Consider the following 16,227-nt stretch of genomic DNA (forward strand, 5'->3'; position numbering starts at 1 on the left):
GTAGCGCGGATTCCGTGCTACCTCGGGCGAGAAGCGCTACCTCGGAGTCGATTCCGGGGCGGCCGCCGGTGCGGGGGCGCGCTGCGTCAGCGGACCCCCGTCGCTGGAGCAGTCGACGACCCGCAGCCCTTCCACCCGGTCGAGCGCGAGCGGCTCGCCCAGCGCCCCGGTGATCCGCACGCCCCGGAGCTGCACGTCGTCGCAGCCCGTCAGCACGAGCCCGCGCCGCACCGACTCCTCGACGCCCTCCGCCATCGCCGGCACGAACGGCGCCGGGTCGTCGGCGAAGGACACGCTGACGTCGTCCAGCGTGAGCTCGCTGACCGGGCGCTCCGCGAGGCCCAGCACGAAGCCCGCGGCCGCCCGGACCCGGCGCGCGCTGACGTGCGCGAGGGAGATCCTCCGAAAGGTGGGCGTGCCAGGCCCGACGGGCTGCGGCGCCCGGTCCGACACGACGGGCTCCCGGCCGCCCGGGCCGCAGAAGTAGTGCGCGTTCACGACGAACGGGCAGCCCACGTCGTCCATGACGACGTTCGACACGCGCACGTCCTCGACGACGCCCCCGCGGCCGCGGCGCGACTTGAGCCGGATCCCGCGGTCGGTGCCCTGGAAGACGCAGTCGGCGATGACGACGTTGCGTACGTCGCCGCTCATCTCGGACCCGATCACGACGCCGCCGTGCCCGTGCACGAGCGTGCAGCCGACGACGGTGACGTTCTCGCACGCGACCCGCTCGGCCGTCTCCTCGGTCCCGGCCTTGAGGACGATGCAGTCGTCCCCGACGTCGACGTGGCAGCCGCTGATCCGCACGTTGCGGCACGACTCGGGGTCGATGCCGTCGGTGTTCGGGGAGTCGGGCGGGTTGAGGATGCTGATGTCGCGGATCGACACGTCCTCGCACAGCAGCGGGTGGACCGTCCAGGCGGGCGAGTTTCGCAGCGCGACGTCCCGCACGACGACGCGGCGGCATCCGTGCAGCCCGAGGAGCGTCGGGCGGGGGTGCTCGAGCGTCCCGGCGCGGAACGCCTCCCACCAGGGCGCTCCGCCGCCGTCGATCGTGCCGACGCCGGAGATCGTGACGTGCTCGGCGCCGTCGGCGTACAGGCAGGGCTGGTGGATCGTCGCGGGCGCGCCCTCCCACCGCGCCTCGACGGGCGGGTAGAGCGCAGGGTCGGGGACGAACTGCAGGACGGCGCCCGCCTCGACGTGCAGCTCGACGTGCGAGCGCAGCCTCAGCGCTCCCGTCCGGTGCACCCCCGCCCCGACGACGACGCGCCCTCCCCCGGCCGCCGCCGCCGCGTCGATCCGGGCCTGGAGCTCGGCGGTCTCGAGCGCCTCGGGCTCCGCCGCAGGAGACGAGACGGCAGCCGCCGGCGCGGTCACGTGACGGCTCCGACGTGCCACGGGATGAACTCCTCCGCGCCGATGGCCTGGCCGTCGATGAGCAGGTCCTCGGAGACCGTCTGCTCGCCGGAGGCGATCCGCAGGACGAGGTCGAAGATCTCCTGCCCGACCTGCTCCAGGGTCGCGGTGCCCTCCACGATCCGCCCCGCGTCCAGGTCCATGTCCTCGCTCATCCGGCGGTACATCGGGGTGTTCGTCGCGACCTTGATCGACGGCGCCGGACGGCACCCGAACACCGACCCCCGACCGGTGGTGAACACGACCACGTTGGCGCCGCCCGCGACGAGGCCCGTCACCGACACCGGGTCGTAGCCCGGTGTGTCCATGAAGGTGAACCCCGCGTGCGGCTCGATCCGCTCGGCGTACTCGTAGACCGCCGCCAGGTCCGCACGGCCGCCCTTGGCCACCGCGCCCAGCGACTTCTCCAGGATCGTGGTCAGCCCGCCCGCCTTGTTCCCCGGCGACGGGTTGTTGTCCATGCTCCCCCCGCCCGCGGCGGTGTAGTCCTTCCACCACGCGATCCGGTCGAGCAGCCGCTGCGCCACCTCGGGCGAGGTCGCCCGCCGGGTCAGCAGGTGCTCGGCACCGAACACCTCCGGGGTCTCCGCCAGCGCCGACGCCGCCCCGTAGGCCACGAGCCGGTCCGACGCCCAGCCGAGCGCCGGGTTGGCGGTGATCCCCGAGTACCCGTCCGACCCCCCGCAGTTCAGGGCGAGCACCAGCTCCGAGACGTCGCACTCGACGCGCTCCCGGGCGTCCACGAGGGGGAGCATCCGCTCGACCGCGGCGACCCCCGCGGCGACCGTGGCCCGCACCCCGCCCGTGTCCTGGATGGTGAGCGACTCCACCACGGTGTCGGCCGGGATGTCGGCCAGCACCGGGTCGACCGCCTCGGGCGGGGCGCCCACGCCGGGCATCCCGAGGAACGCGCCCACCCCCTGCCCGTCGCGCGTGGAGATCTGCTCGGTCAGGACCATCTCGCAGCCCAGGCCCAGCACGAGCAGCCCCGCCACGTTCGGGTGCGCCGCGTACCCGCGCAGCGTCCGCAGCAACAGCTGCCCGCCCTCGCTCGAGGGCACCATCCCGCACCCCGACTGGTGCGTCAGGGCGATCACGCCGTCCACGTTCGGGAAGGCCGCCAGCCGCTCCGGGGTGAACCGGGCCGCGATCATCCGCGCCGTCGACGCCGAGCAGTTCACCGACGTGAGGATCGCGACGTAGTTCCGCGTGCCCACCCGCCCGTCGGCCCGCCGGAACCCGCGGAACGTCGGCCTCGGCCCCGCGGGCACGGCGAGCTCGGCGTGCACACCGCCGAGCGCGTGGTCCCGGTGCCCCTCCTCGAACCCGAGGTTGTGGACGTGCACGTGCTCGCCCGCACCGATCGCCGCCGTCGCGACACCGATCGCCTGCCCGTACTTGTGCACCTCGGCCCCGGCAGCGACGTCCACCAGCGCGACCTTGTGCCCCCGCGGCACCGTGCCCGCCACGGTCAACGTCCGGCCCGCGACCTCGACCACGTCCCCCGGCGACAGGTCTCGCGTCGCGACCCCCACGTCGTCGCCGTCGTGCAGGGCGAGCACGCCGCCGTCGGTCGGCGCGGACGTCGTCGTCATCGGGACGCCTCCGTCGCGAAGGTCTCGGCCGCGAGGGGCAGCCACCGCTCGACGACGGCCGCAGGCGTGTGCAGGCCGTCGAGCACGAGCGCCGTCAGCCCGAGGTCGAGGGACTCGCGGGCGGCGAGCCGCACGGGCGCGTCCCACGCGACCGCGGGACCGGCGGCGACGTAGGGCTCGGTGCGGACGAACCACCGCTCGCCCCCGTCCTGCACGAGGACGACCGTCGTCCACGAGCCCGCGGTGCGCAGTGCGAGCGACAGCCAGGGCGACCGGGAGCCGAGGCACGCGGCCGCGCCGACGCCGTCGGCGGACGCGACCGTGCACTCCTCCACCGGGGCGAACCGCCAGTAGAGACCGCCGTAGCCGGCGGCGTTCGGCCGCGGGCGGGGCGGCCCCGCGATCGTGAGGTCCCGCTGCGCGACCAGCGCGCTCGACCAGCGCAGGGCCCAGCCGGCCCCGCCCGCGAGCGTCCGCGACCGCAGCTGCCGGGTCTCCGCGAGGAGCGGCGTCCCGTCCGACGCGAGCCAGTCGACCTCGTCGCGCAGGACGCCTGGGTCGGCCGCGTCCACCGAGGGTCCGCGCCGCGAGACCTCGCGGCCGTGGTTCGGCAGGAGCGTCATGCCCTCGCCCTGTACCCACGTGCGACCGCCCCAGAACGACGTGCCGTTCACGTCGGGGAGGCCGAGCGAGAGCCCGTGCAGGTGGCGCCGGTCCGCGGGGTGCGCGCTCGTGAGCCGCGCGCCGGACAGCGCCCGGACCGGGTGCAGGTAGGGGCGCGGGGAGTGCTCGGGCCGCATGGCCTCGCCGGTCACGTACCGCGCGATCCGTACGCCGCCCGCGGTGAGGACGTTCCCGACGACGTCGCTGCGCCACGCCGTCGGGCCGGCCGAGCGCGTCTGGTCCTGGTCGCGGTCGGCGAGGTCGGGCGCGGGGCCGGTGGACTCCCGCAGGACGAGGTGGGTGCGCAGGAGGTCCGTCGAGCTGTCGGGCAGCGCGGGACCCGCGTCGTCGCCGTGCACGGCGGTCGTGGAGATCTGCTCGTGGAGCCGCTTCCAGGCGCGCTCGCCGAGCTGGGTGCGCGGCACCGCGACGGTCGTGAGCGGCGGCTTCGCGAACCGGGCCAGGTCGATGTCGTCGAACCCGACGACGGACACCTCGCCCGGCACGGACACGCCCAGCTCGTCGAGCCGCCCGAGGAGCCCGAACGCGACGAGGTCGTTGTACGCGACGACGGCGGTCGCGCGCGTCGCGAGCACCGCCTCGGCGGCCGCGTAGCCGTCCGCGATGGTCGCACCGCACGGCACGGAGATGAAGCTCACGCCGCCGAACGACGCCTGCGCGGTCTCGAACCCGGCGTAGCGCTCGGCGTTCGACGACGACGCCGCCGGGCCCGCGAGGTACACGACCGAGCGGTGGCCGAGCGTCATGAGGTGCTCGACGGCGTCGTACATGGCCTCGGCGTAGTCGACGCTCACCGCAGGCACGGACGACTCGGGCAGCGTCCTGTTGACGAGGACCACGGGCTGCGTCGCTGCCACGGCGGCCGCGAGCTCGTCGTCCGTCATGCGGGGCGCGACCATGACGAGCGCGTCGACGCGGGAGCGCGTGCTGCGCACGGCGCGTGCCTCGCGCTCGGGCCGCTCCGCGGTCTCCGCGACCACGACGCCGTAGCCCTCCGCGTCGGCCCCGGCGGCGATGCCGCGCAGGACCTCCTGGAACATCGGGTTGGTGAGGTCGGGCACGACGACGCCGACCGCCTGGGTCCGCCCGAGCGACAGCGACCGGGCCATCGCGGACGGCCGGTAGTCGAGCTCCGCGGCGGCCTGGCGGACGCGCTCGGCGAGCTCCGGGTCGACCTTGCGGCCGTTCATGACCCGGGACACCGTCGCGCGGGACACGCTGGCCGCCGCGGCCACGTCGCTGATGGTGGCGCCGGCGGCCGACTGCTCGCGTCCGCGGCGCCCGGTGCCCGCGGCCGGCGACTCTGCCGGCGTGGGCGACCCGTGGTTCGTCATCGTGGGTTCTCCCCGGTGCTCCATGAGAAACAGGTTTCTTCCCGGACGCTACCGCACGCCGATCGCCGTTGTCACGAGGGCTCGCCGCGCCCCCGCTCTGCGCGATGCCACGGGCCGAGATCACGGGTCGATCACGGGCACTTGTCAGCGCGGAGATCACCCGCTAGGTTCTGGAAACCGGTTACTGATGACCGGGACCACAACGAGCGTGGTCGGCACTTACGAGGAAGTGAGTCATGTCAGCGATCAGCGAGCTGAAGGCGATCAAGCGCCAGCGCGGGGGACCGAAGGCCAAGGCCTCGACCAACCTGCGCAAGTCCGACGGACGCGCCGCGCTCGTCTTCCTGGCGCCGTGGTTCGTGGGCCTCGCCGCTGTCACGCTCTTCCCGCTGGTCGCCTCCCTGTACCTGTCGTTCACCAAGTACGACCTGCTGACGTCGCCCCAGTGGGTCGGGTTCCAGAACTTCGTCGACCTCTTCCACGACGAGCGGATGTGGCAGTCGCTCAAGGTCACGCTGACGTACGTCGTCACGAGCGTGCCGCTCCAGCTCGGAGCCGCGCTGCTGGTCGCCGTCGTCCTCAACCAGGGCATGCGCGGGCTCGCGTTCTACCGGTCCGTGATCTACCTGCCGTCACTCATGGGCGGCTCGGTCGCCATCGCGATCCTGTGGCGGCAGGTCTTCGGCGAGGAGGGCCTGGTCAACCAGTTCCTCGGCCTCTTCGGGATCACGGGCACCGGCTGGGTCTCCAACCCCGACACCGCGCTGTGGACGATCGTCCTGCTGCACGTGTGGACGTTCGGCTCGCCGATGATCATCTTCCTCGCCGGCCTGCGCCAGATCCCCGACATGTACTACGAGGCGTCGCAGCTCGACGGCGCCTCGCGGTGGCGGCAGTTCCGGTCGATCACGCTGCCGCTCCTCAGCCCGATTATCTTCTTCAACCTCGTGATGCAGGTGATCACGGCGTTCCAGGCCTTCACGCAGGCCTACGTCGTCTCCGGGGGCACGGGCGGCCCGTCCGACTCGACGCTCTTCTACACGCTCTACCTCTACCAGGAGGGCTTCTCCAACCTCCACATGGGCTACGCGTCCGCGATGGCCTGGATCCTCGTCCTCATCGTCCTCACCCTCACGGGCCTGAACTTCTGGCTGTCGAAGTTCTGGGTCCACTACGGGGACTGAAAGGAAGCCCGCGATGTCGACGCCGACACTCTCCCGCACGGACCTCGGGGACCGGATCTCCGAGCTCGCCGCCTCGGCCCCCGCCAAGCGCCGCAAGGGCCTCTGGCGCAGCCGCACCGGCTCCGTCCTCCGGCACGTCCTCCTGATCGCCGCGTGCGTCGCGATGATCTATCCGCTCCTGTGGATGCTGGGCAGCTCGTTCAAGCCCACCGAGGACATCTTCAAGGACCTGTCGCTGGTCCCCCGCCGCTGGGACTTCTCGAACTACTCGACCGGGTGGAACGCCCTGACGTACCAGTTCGGCCGGTACATGCTGAACTCGCTCACGATCGTCATCGGCTGCCTGCTCGGCAACCTCATCAGCTGCACCATGGCGGCGTACGCGTTCGCCCGCCTGAAGTTCCGCGGCCGGGGCATCTGGTTCGCCGTCATGCTCGTCACGATCATGCTGCCGATCCACGTGATCATCGTTCCCCGCTACGTGATGTTCCGGCAGCTGGACTGGGTCAACACGTTCTGGCCGCTCATCGTGCCGAGCCTGCTCGCCACGGACGCGTTCTTCATCTTCCTCATGGTGCAGTTCTTCCGCGGCATCCCGATGGAGCTCGAGGAGGCCGCCCGGCTCGACGGCTGCGGGCACCCGCGGATCTTCCTGCGCATCATGCTCCCGCTCTCGGTGCCCGCCCTGGCGACCGTCGCGATCTTCACGTTCATCTGGACGTGGAACGACTTCTTCAGCCAGCTCGTGTTCCTCACGTCCGACGACGTGAAATCGGCGCCGCTCGCGCTGCGCCTGTTCCTCGACTCCTCGTCGGGGAGCTCCTGGGGACCCATGTTCGCCATGTCGATCGTGACGATCGTCCCCATCTTCCTGATCTTCCTGTTCGGGCAGAAGTACCTCGTCCGAGGCATCGCGACGACAGGAATCAAGTAACAGGTCACCCATCCACACACGGTCGACGGCGTCGTCGGTCGTGCCGGGATCGACGGCTGTGCCGCGATCGGAAAGCCGAAGGAGAGACATCCCATGTCCAAGTCGATGAGCCGCCGCGTTCGCCGCGCCGGTTCCGCAGCAGTCGTCACGCTCGCCGTGATCGGGCTCGCCGCTTGCTCCGCCACGGGCGACACCGGCGACAAGTCCACCGGCGGGAGCGACGGCGACAAGGTCACCATCAAGTTCTCGTGGTGGGGCTCGGACTCGCGCGTCACGTCCACCCAGCAGATCATCGCGGCGTTCGAGAAGGAACACCCGAACATCAAGGTCGAGCCCGTCAACACCTCGTGGGACGAGTACTTCGAGAAGATGAACGTCATGGCGGCCGGCAACGACCTGCCCGACGTCATGACCCAGGACGACCGCTACCTCACCGAGTACGCGACCCGCGGGCTCCTCGCCGACCTGGGCTCCCTCGACGTCGACACCAGCAAGATCGACCCGGCGGTCGTCGACACGGGCAAGATCGACGGCAAGCTGTACGGCATCGCGTCCGGCGTCAACGTGCACGCGGTCGTCGCCGACCCGGACGCCTTCAAGGCGGCCGGCGTCGCGCTCCCCGACGACAAGACCTGGACGTGGGAGGACTACTCGAAGACCGCCGCGGAGATCACCAAGAAGTCCGGCGGCAAGGTCTACGGCGTCCAGAACTACAGCTTCATCGAGCCGGTCCTCGAGGTCTACGCCCGCCAGCACGGCCAGGAGATGTTCACGGCCGACGGCAAGCTCGGAATCTCCGAGGACCTGATCGCGTCCTGGTTCCAGCGCTCGGTCGACCAGATCAAGTCGAAGGCCGAGCCTTCCGCCTCGACGGCCACCGAGGTCCAGGCCGCCGGCGTCGACGGCTCGCTCCCCGCGACCAACAAGGGCGCGATGGCCTGGTTCTGGTCGAACCAGCTGGCCGCGATCGAGAAGGACGCCGGGCACAGCCTCGTCCTGCTCCGCGCGCCCGGCGACCACGAGTTCTCGAACACCGGCGAGTACCTGCGCGCCGCGATGTCCTACTCGGTGTCGGCCAAGTCGAAGCACCCCAAGGAGGCCGCGGAGCTCGTCGACTTCATGCTGAACTCGCAGGAGGCGGGTGACATCAACCTCACCGACCGCGGTCTGCCGTCGAACCTCGACGTGCGCCAGGCGATCCTGCCCAAGCTCTCGGCCGCCGACAACACCAGCGCCGAGTTCATCGAGAGCCTCACCGCCGACAAGATGTTCGACGTCCAGAAGCCCGTCCCGCCGAAGGGCTCGGGCGAGGTCTCGGACATCACCGGCCGCATCAACTCGGACGTCATCTTCGGGAAGAAGAGCCCGGAGGACGCCGCCAAGGCGTGGATCGACGAGGTCGACAAGGCCATCGGTCAGTGATCCAGCGCCCGTGGCGGGGCGGGGCCGTGTGACCGAGAGGCACGGTTCTGCCCCCGCCCCGCCGCGGGCACCCCTTCCTCTTCCTGCGTGCCGCACGCGCCCGACGACGCCCCGCCAGCAAGGAGCACCCCGATGGTTCTCGACCTCTTCCGTCTCGACGGCCGCGTGGCCGTGGTCACGGGCTCCTCGCGCGGGCTCGGCGCCGGCATGGCCGTCGCGCTGGCCGAGGCGGGCGCGGACGTCGTCTGCGTGGAGCGGTCGGCGGACTCCGCGACGGCCGAGGCCGTCCGGGCGGCGGGGCGTCGGGCGCACGTGGTGACCGCCGACCTGGCGGCGGCGTCGCCGGACGAGCTGGCCGCCGTCGTCGACGACGCGGTCGCCACGCTCGGACGCGTCGACGTCCTCGTCAACAACGCCGGCACGATCCGCCGGTCCCCCGCCGCCGAGCACCCCACCGCCTGGTGGGACGAGGTGCTCACCGTGAACCTGGACGCCGTCTGGCACCTGTCGCAGGCCGCGGGGCGGCACATGCTCGAGCGCGGCTCCGGGAAGATCGTGAACGTCGCCTCGATGCTGTCCTTCCAGGGCGGCATCACCGTGCCCGGCTACACGGCGTCCAAGCACGCCGTCGCGGGGCTCACCAAGGCCCTCGCGAACGAGTGGGCCGCGCGCGGCGTCAACGTCAACGCGGTCGCGCCCGGCTACATGGCGACCGACAACACCGCCGCACTGCGCGAGGACGCCGCGCGCGCCGGCTCGATCGGCGACCGGATCCCCGCGGGCCGGTGGGGCACCCCCGCGGACCTCGCCGGCGCGGTCGTCTTCCTCGCCTCCGACGCCGCGGCGTACGTCCACGGCACGGTCCTCCCCGTGGACGGCGGCTGGCTCGTGCGCTGAGCCACCCCGCCGCCGGACGCGCACCGACCCAGCACGCACCCAGACCCCGAACGCACGCACCACCCGAACCACACGCACCGAGGAGACACCCCGATGGAGCAGCGCTACGCGACCCACCCCGCCCAGGTCCCCGGCATGGACACCCAGGGCCTGCGCGACACGTTCCTCCTCGAGCAGGTGTTCGTCCCCGGCGAGGTCACGCTCGTCTACACGCACCACGACCGGATCGTGCTCGGCGGCGCCGTCCCCGCGGGGACCGTCCTCACGCTGCCCGCCGACCCCGAGATCCGGTCCGAGTTCTTCCTCGAGCACCGCGAGGTCGGCATCGTGAACGTCGGCGGCACCGGGACGGTGACCGCGGGCGGCGAGACCTTCACGATGCCGAAGGGCGCGTGCCTCTACCTCGGCCGCGGGACCCGGGACGTCGAGCTCGCGGACGCCACCGACGGGGGTGGCACCGGCGAAGGCGGCGCGCAGTTCTACCTGTTCTCCGCACCGGCGCACACGACGTACCCGAACGTGCTCGTCCTGCCCGGGGAGGGGAACCGGCTCGAGCTCGGCGACCCCCTGACCTCCAACCGGCGCACCCTCAACCAGTACATCCACGAGAACGGCGTGCGGTCCTGCCAGGTCGTCATGGGCGTGACCGAGCTCCACCCGGGCTCGATGTGGAACACGATGCCCGCCCACACCCACGACCGGCGCACCGAGTGCTACCTGTACTTCGACGTCCCGGCCGACGCCCGCGTCGTGCACCTGTGCGGCACGCCCGACGAGACCCGTCATCTCGTCGTCGCCGACCGGCAGGCCGTGATCTCCCCGTCGTGGTCCGTGCACTCGGGCGTCGGGACGGCGTCCTACGCGTTCGTGTGGGCGATGGCCGGGGAGAACCAGGCGTTCTCCGACATGGACACCTTCCCCGTCACGGACATGCGATGACGGCGCCGACGACGACCGGGCCCGCGGAGCCGACCCGCGCCGCGACCCGGCGTGCCGCGGCCGAACGCACGCGCACCTGGGCGCCCTACGGCGACGCTTCGACCGACTGGGCGACGCTCGGCGCCGAGACGATGCTCGCGCGCGAGCCCGTCATGAACCCCCACGACAAGTGGGAGTACGAGGACGGCCTCATGCTGGGCGGCGTCCTCGCCGTGCACGACCTCACGGGCGACCCGCGCTACCTCGAGTACGTACGGCGCAACCTCGACCACTTCGTCCGGCCGGACGGCTCGATCCACGCCTACCGCCCGGACGAGCTCAACCTCGACCACGTCAACAACGGCAAGGTCGTCCTCGACCTGTTCGACCGGACCGGCGAGGAGCGGTACCGCAAAGCCGCCGACCTGCTGTTCGACCAGCTCCGGCACCAGCCGCGCCTCGCGGCGGGCACGTTCTGGCACAAGAAGATCTACCCGCACCAGACCTGGCTCGACGGTCTCTACATGGGCTCGGTGTTCTACGCGCGCTACTGCGCGACGTTCGGCCGTGAGGACCTGTTCGACGACGTCGCCCTCCAGTTCACGACGGCGTACGACCTCACGCTCGACCCCGAGTCCGGCCTGTGCCGGCACGCGACCGACGAGTCCCGCGCGATGCCGTGGGCGGACCCGCGGACGGGCTGGTCGCCGCACGTGTGGCTGCGCGCGCTCGGCTGGTTCGTCATGGCGATGACCGACGTGCTCGAGCACCTGCCCGAGACCCTGCCCCAGCGCGCGACGATCCTCGCGAACCTGCGGTCGCTGCTCGACGCCGTCCGCGAGGTCGCCGACCCGCGCACCGGGCTCTGGTACCAGATCCCCGACCAGGGCGGCCGCCCGCTCAACTACCTCGAGGCGTCCGGCTCGCTCATGGTGCTCGCCGCGGTCGCGAAGGGCCTGCGCCTCGGCTACCTGGACGACGACTGGTCGGACCACCTCGACCACGCCTGGGCCTCCGCCGTCGGCGAGTTCCTCAGCCTCACCGACGAGGGCTGGGTCAACGTCAACAAGATCTGCCAGGTGGCGGGCCTCGGCGGCGCCGCCATGCGCGACGGGTCCTACGCGTACTACATGAGCGAGCCGATCGTCGCGAACGACCACAAGGGCGTCGGTCCGTTCCTCCTCCTCGCCGCCGAGATGCGCCGTCGGACCGGCTGACCTCCTCCTCTCCCGAACCCACTCGAAACCACACCTCCTCCGGAGCCACCGTGCCTGCCCTCACCGACCCCACCCCTGCCCAGCCGTGGACCCTCCACCCCGACCGTGCCCTGCCCGCCGACCCGGCCGTCCGGCCGATCGCGCGCGACATCTACGCGCAGACCCAGGGGCTCCCGCTCGTCTCGATGCACGGCCACGTCCCGGTGGAGTGGTTCGCCGACAACCGCGCGTTCCCCAACCCCGCCGAGCTGATCGTCGTGCCCGACCACTACCTGGTGCGCCAGCTCGTCTCGCAGGGCCTGCGCAACGAGCAGCTCGGCGTGCGGCCCGTGGCGGGCGGCTCCGGCGTCGTCGTCGAGGAGGACCCGCGCGAGGTCTGGCGCCGGTTCTGCTCGGGCTGGAAGCACTTCCGCGGCACCGCGACGCGGTTCTGGCTGGAGACCGTCCTCGTGGAGATCTTCGGGGTCACGCAGCGGCCGTCCGCGGAGTCCGCCGACGCGATCTTCGACACCGTGGCCGCGGTCATCGCGGACCAGGAGTTCCGGCCGCGCCAGCTCCTCGACCGGTTCGGCATCGAGATCCTCGCGACGACCGACCCGGCCTGGGCCGTTCTCGACGACCACGCGAAGCTCGCGGCCGACGGGCTCGGCGAGCGCGTCGTGCCGACGTTCCGGCCCGACCCCGTCGTGCTGCTCGACCGTCCGACGTGGCGCGCCGACGTCGAGAGTCTCGGCGCCGCGGCCGACGAGGACGTCACGACGTACGCCGGCTACCTCGCGGCCCTGCGTGCGCAGCGGCTCCGGTTCAAGGCCGCCGGCGCCCGCGCCACCGACCACGGCCACCTGAGCGCGGACACGACGCCCCTCTCCGACGCCGAGGCCGGCCGGATCTACGCGGCCGCGCTCGCGGGCGAGGCCACCGCCGCCGACGTCGACGCGTTCGCCGGCCACATGCTGTTCCAGATGGCCGCCATGTCCGCCGAGGACGGGCTCGTCATGCAGCTCCACCCCGGCGTCCTGCGCGACCACGACCGGGCCAAGCACGCGCTCTTCGGCCCCGACACGGGCTTCGACATCCCCGTCACGACCGAGTACACGCGCTCGCTGCGGCCGATGCTCGAGGCGTTCGGGCACCACCCGGGCTTCCGGGTCGTCCTGTTCACGGTCGACGAGGACACGTTCTCGCGCGAGCTCGCGCCGATCGCCGGGGTCTACCCCGCGGTGCGTCTCGGGGCACCGTGGTGGTTCCTCGACGCGCCCGACGCGATGCGCCGGTTCCGCGAGGACGTCACCGAGACCGCGGGGTTCTCCAACATGTCGGGCTTCGTCGACGACACGCGCGCGTTCTGCTCGATCCCGGCGCGCCACGACCTCGCGCGCCGCGTCGACGCGGGCTACCTCGCGCGGCTCGTCGCCGAGCACCGGCTCGACCTCGACGAGGCCGTCGACACCGCGATCGACCTGGCGTACCGCCTGCCCCTCACCGCGTACGAGAAGGCCTGACCGGATGAGCGACTTCATCGTCCTCGCGCCGCTGGACGCGACGACGGTCAGCAAGCCCGATCTGCCGGTCACGATCCTCCAGTTCGGGGGCGGGAAGTTCCTCCGCGCCTTCACCGACCAGATGGTCCAGGCGGCCAACGACGCGGGCGTCATGCACGACGGCGTCGCGATCGTCCACCCGACTGACGTCCCGGACCGCCCGACGAGCGCGCTGCGCGAGCAGGACGGGCTGTACCACGTCGTCCTCGAGGGGGTCCGTGACGGACGGCCGGTCCGCGAGGTCACGCGGGTCGAGTGCGTGCAGGCGATCGTCCGCGCGCACGGGGAGTTCGAGCACTACCGCCGCCTGTACCTGTCCCCCGACCTGCGGGTCATCGTTTCGAACACGACCGAGGCCGGGATCGTCTGGGTGCAGGGCGACGACCTGGAGGCCCGGCCGCCCGCGTCGTTCCCGGCCAAGGTGGCCGCGCTCCTCCACGACCGCTACGAGCACTTCGGCGGCGACCCCGCCGCCGGGCTCGCGATCGTGTGCTGCGAGCTCATCGAGGACAACGCCACGACGCTGCGCCGGTACGTCCTGCGCCACGCCGCGGACGCGGGGCTCGGCGACGGGTTCGCGTCGTGGGTCCGGACGGCGTGCACGTTCCACGACTCGCTCGTCGACCGGATCGTGCCCGGGTTCCCCCGGGCCGAGATCGAGGCCATCCAGGCCGAGCTCGGGTTCGCGGACCAGGACGTCGTCGTGGGCGAGCTGTACGCGCAGTGGGTCATCGGGGGCGATCCCGCGATCCGCGACCTCCTGCCCCTCGACCGGGCGGGGCTCCCCGTCCAGTTCATGGCGGACGTCACGCCGTACCGCACGACGAAGGTACGGATCCTCAACGGGCAGCACAGCGCGCTCGCCCCGCTGGGTCTGCTCCTCGGGTGCTCGACCGTCCGTGAAGTGATGGCGCGCCCCGACGTCGCGGCCTGGTTGCAGCGCCTTCTGGACACCGAGATCCTGCCCTCGGTCGACGGCCCACCCGACGAGGTCCGCGCCTTTGCGTCTCGCATTACCGAACGTCTCGGAAACCCCTTTCTCTCGCACGCTCTCACCGACATCATGCTCAATGCCGTGTCGAAATGGGGCGCGCGCTCGCTGCCCGTCCTGCTCGAGGCGCAGGCCCGCGGGGAAAAGGCGCCGCTCACCGCGCTCGCCTTCGCTGCCACGCTCGCGGTGCAGGGCGAGCAGGGCACCCCGCCCGGCTTCGCGCCGCGCGACGACGCCGGCGCGCTGACCGCGGTCCGCGAGGGATTTTCCAGCGGTGACCTGCGGAACATGGTGCGCCGGATCGTCGTCGGAGCGGGCCTCCTCCCCGCCGGTGACGCGCGGCTCGGGGCCGTCGTGGCCGAGGTCGGCGACCAGCTCGACGCGCTCGTGACCGGCGGGGTCGAGGCGGCGATGAACGCTTCCGTCGCCTGAGCATTTCTCAGTTTCTCGTCGTTTCCCGTTTGTTTCTCGTTCGCCACGAACAGGCGGTCCGCCTTGCCGTCGCTTCGCATCGCGGAGTACGGTCGAAAGACCGACAGAAATCGATTTCCGGGTACGAGGGAGTACACGAGATGCGTCGAAGAATGCTGCTGCGCCATGCCGTCCCAGGGATGGGGATCGTCGCGCTGGCGACGCTCGCGCTGATATCGGGCTCGGCGTCCGCCGCCCCGCGCGGGCCCTCGGCCGAGCCCTGGCTCGGCGCGGCGGACGGCTGGGCCGCCACGGACGGCGGCACCGTGGGCGGCGCCGGGGCGCCGAGCGAGAGCTACTACGTCGTCAGCTCCCGGGCCGAGCTCATCGCCGCAGCGAACAACGGCGGCCATCCGGACGACCCCAAGGTCATCCTGGTGCGCGGCACGATCGACGGGAACGAGGCCGCGGACGGGCACCTGCTCGGCGAGCAGGACTACGCCCCCGGGTACGACATCGAGAAGTACATGTCGTGCTTCGCGGACGGCACGACGTGGAGCGACACGACGTTCCCCTACTGCAAGGCGCAGCGTCAGCTCCGGACCACGGGTTCGAACAAGGAGAAGGCCCAGATCCAGATCACGCTCCCGAGCAACACCTCGCTGATCGGGCTCGGGACGGACGCGAAGCTCTCGAGCGTCTTCCTCTCCGTCAACCGCGGCCACAACATCACCGTCCGGAACCTCACCGTCGAGTCGCCGATCGACTGGTTCACGTCCTGGGACCCGGGCGACGGCGCGAACGGCAACTGGAACGGCCGTTTCAAGGCGATGGGCGTGGTGTCCGGGACCAACATCTGGGTCGACCACTGCACGTTCAGCGACGGCGCCTACCCGGACGACCAGGCTCCCACGGGGTTCCAGGGCCGGACCATCCAGCGGCACGACGGGCTGCTCGACATCGAGGACGGCGCCGACTTCATCACCGTCTCCTACAGCCAGTTCCTCGGCCACGACAAGACCATGCTCATCGGCTCGGGCGACAGCCACGCCGACAAGGACGCCGGCCACCTGCGGATCACGTTCCACCACAACCTGTTCAAGGACGCGGTCGAGCGCAGCCCGCGCGTCCGGTTCGGGGCCGTCCACACGTACAACAACGTGTTCCAGGGCGCGGTCGACGACCCGCGCTTCCCGATGCCGAGCCAGTCGATGGGCGGGTACGCGTACTACCTCGGCGTCGGCTACCAGTCGAAGATCTACTCCGAGTACAACGACTTCGAGTACACGGGCCCGGGCGCCACGAACGACATCACGATCTGGAACTGGGGCGGCAACCAGTTCGTCGACCACGGCTCGTGGTTCAACGGCCGCCCGACGGACCTCAACGCCCTGGCGGCGCAGAAGTTCGAGGACGCCAAGGACGCCGCGCTCGAGACGGCCGCCACGACCGGCACCGCCGCACCGGACTGGACCGCGCTCGACTTCACGACGGACGTGGGCTGGAGCCCCGCCCAGGAGTACCGCTACCACGCCCTGACGTCGTCCGCCGCCGTGCGCGCCGTCGTCCTGGCGCAGGCGGGCGCCGGCCGCTGAGCGGCCGCACCACGCCGAGGCGGGGGGGGGGGGGCGCCCCCCCCCCCCCCCCCCCCCCCCCCCCCCCCCCCCCCCCCCCCCC

At 71.8% G+C, this 16,227-nt stretch carries 12 protein-coding genes; 9 read left to right on the forward strand and 3 right to left on the reverse strand.

What is annotated here, in order from left to right:
• Window positions 1-36: 36 nt before the first annotated feature.
• Genes ACFT5B_RS13670 through ACFT5B_RS13680 form a run of 3 tightly spaced genes read right to left on the reverse strand, consistent with a single transcriptional unit; the run spans window position 37 to window position 5,035 of the window.
• A complete protein-coding gene (locus ACFT5B_RS13670) occupies window positions 37-1,383 on the reverse strand; it encodes a glycoside hydrolase family 28 protein (RefSeq protein ID WP_386799134.1) in 1,347 nt (448 codons plus the stop codon).
• The gene (locus ACFT5B_RS13675; RefSeq protein WP_386799136.1) at window positions 1,380-3,017 is read right to left on the reverse strand and encodes a UxaA family hydrolase; all 1,638 of its coding nucleotides are present in this window, start codon (window positions 3,015-3,017) and stop codon (window positions 1,380-1,382) included. The genes ACFT5B_RS13670 and ACFT5B_RS13675 overlap by 4 nt, the downstream gene beginning before the upstream one ends.
• Window positions 3,014-5,035, reverse strand: a complete 2,022-nt coding sequence (locus ACFT5B_RS13680; protein ID WP_386799138.1) for a DUF6807 family protein — start codon at window positions 5,033-5,035, stop codon at window positions 3,014-3,016. Before ACFT5B_RS13680 ends, ACFT5B_RS13675 begins: the two co-directional genes overlap by 4 nt.
• Before the next feature lie 236 nt (window positions 5,036-5,271).
• Between ACFT5B_RS13680 and ACFT5B_RS13685 the strand changes: the two genes are divergently transcribed.
• From ACFT5B_RS13685 to ACFT5B_RS13725, 9 genes are all read left to right on the forward strand, one after another.
• Window positions 5,272-6,219, forward strand: coding sequence for a carbohydrate ABC transporter permease (locus ACFT5B_RS13685; protein ID WP_386799140.1), 948 nt, complete (start codon window positions 5,272-5,274; stop codon window positions 6,217-6,219).
• Window positions 6,220-6,232: 13 nt separating this feature from the next.
• Entirely contained in the window at window positions 6,233-7,153 is a 921-nt protein-coding gene (locus ACFT5B_RS13690) for a carbohydrate ABC transporter permease (protein WP_386799142.1), read from the forward strand.
• 93 nt (window positions 7,154-7,246) lie between these two features.
• Complete coding sequence (locus ACFT5B_RS13695) at window positions 7,247-8,575, forward strand: ABC transporter substrate-binding protein (RefSeq protein ID WP_386799144.1); 1,329 nt, start codon at window positions 7,247-7,249, stop codon at window positions 8,573-8,575.
• Between the two features lie 132 nt (window positions 8,576-8,707).
• Window positions 8,708-9,472 (forward strand): 2-dehydro-3-deoxy-D-gluconate 5-dehydrogenase KduD, encoded by a 765-nt coding sequence (gene kduD, locus ACFT5B_RS13700; RefSeq protein WP_386799146.1) that lies wholly within the window; start codon window positions 8,708-8,710, stop codon window positions 9,470-9,472.
• Window positions 9,473-9,565: 93 nt separating this feature from the next.
• The gene (gene kduI / locus ACFT5B_RS13705; protein WP_386799148.1) at window positions 9,566-10,411 is read left to right on the forward strand and encodes a 5-dehydro-4-deoxy-D-glucuronate isomerase; all 846 of its coding nucleotides are present in this window, start codon (window positions 9,566-9,568) and stop codon (window positions 10,409-10,411) included.
• A complete protein-coding gene (locus tag ACFT5B_RS13710; protein ID WP_386799150.1) occupies window positions 10,408-11,607 on the forward strand; it encodes a glycoside hydrolase family 105 protein in 1,200 nt (399 codons plus the stop codon). The genes kduI and ACFT5B_RS13710 overlap by 4 nt, the downstream gene beginning before the upstream one ends.
• Window positions 11,608-11,657: 50 nt before the next feature.
• Window positions 11,658-13,109 (forward strand): glucuronate isomerase, encoded by a 1,452-nt coding sequence (gene uxaC, locus ACFT5B_RS13715; RefSeq protein ID WP_386799152.1) that lies wholly within the window; start codon window positions 11,658-11,660, stop codon window positions 13,107-13,109.
• Between the two features lie 4 nt (window positions 13,110-13,113).
• Entirely contained in the window at window positions 13,114-14,571 is a 1,458-nt protein-coding gene (locus ACFT5B_RS13720; RefSeq protein ID WP_386799154.1) for a tagaturonate reductase, read from the forward strand.
• Window positions 14,572-14,723: 152 nt separating this feature from the next.
• Window positions 14,724-16,145 carry a polysaccharide lyase family 1 protein gene (locus tag ACFT5B_RS13725; protein ID WP_386799156.1) on the forward strand — a complete coding sequence of 474 codons (1,422 nt, stop codon included), beginning with the start codon at window positions 14,724-14,726 and terminating at the stop codon, window positions 16,143-16,145.
• The last annotated feature ends 82 nt before the right edge of the window (window positions 16,146-16,227 follow it).

The organism is Luteimicrobium sp. NPDC057192, assembly GCF_042670205.1.
Classification (GTDB): Bacteria; Actinomycetota; Actinomycetes; order Actinomycetales; family Cellulomonadaceae; genus Luteimicrobium.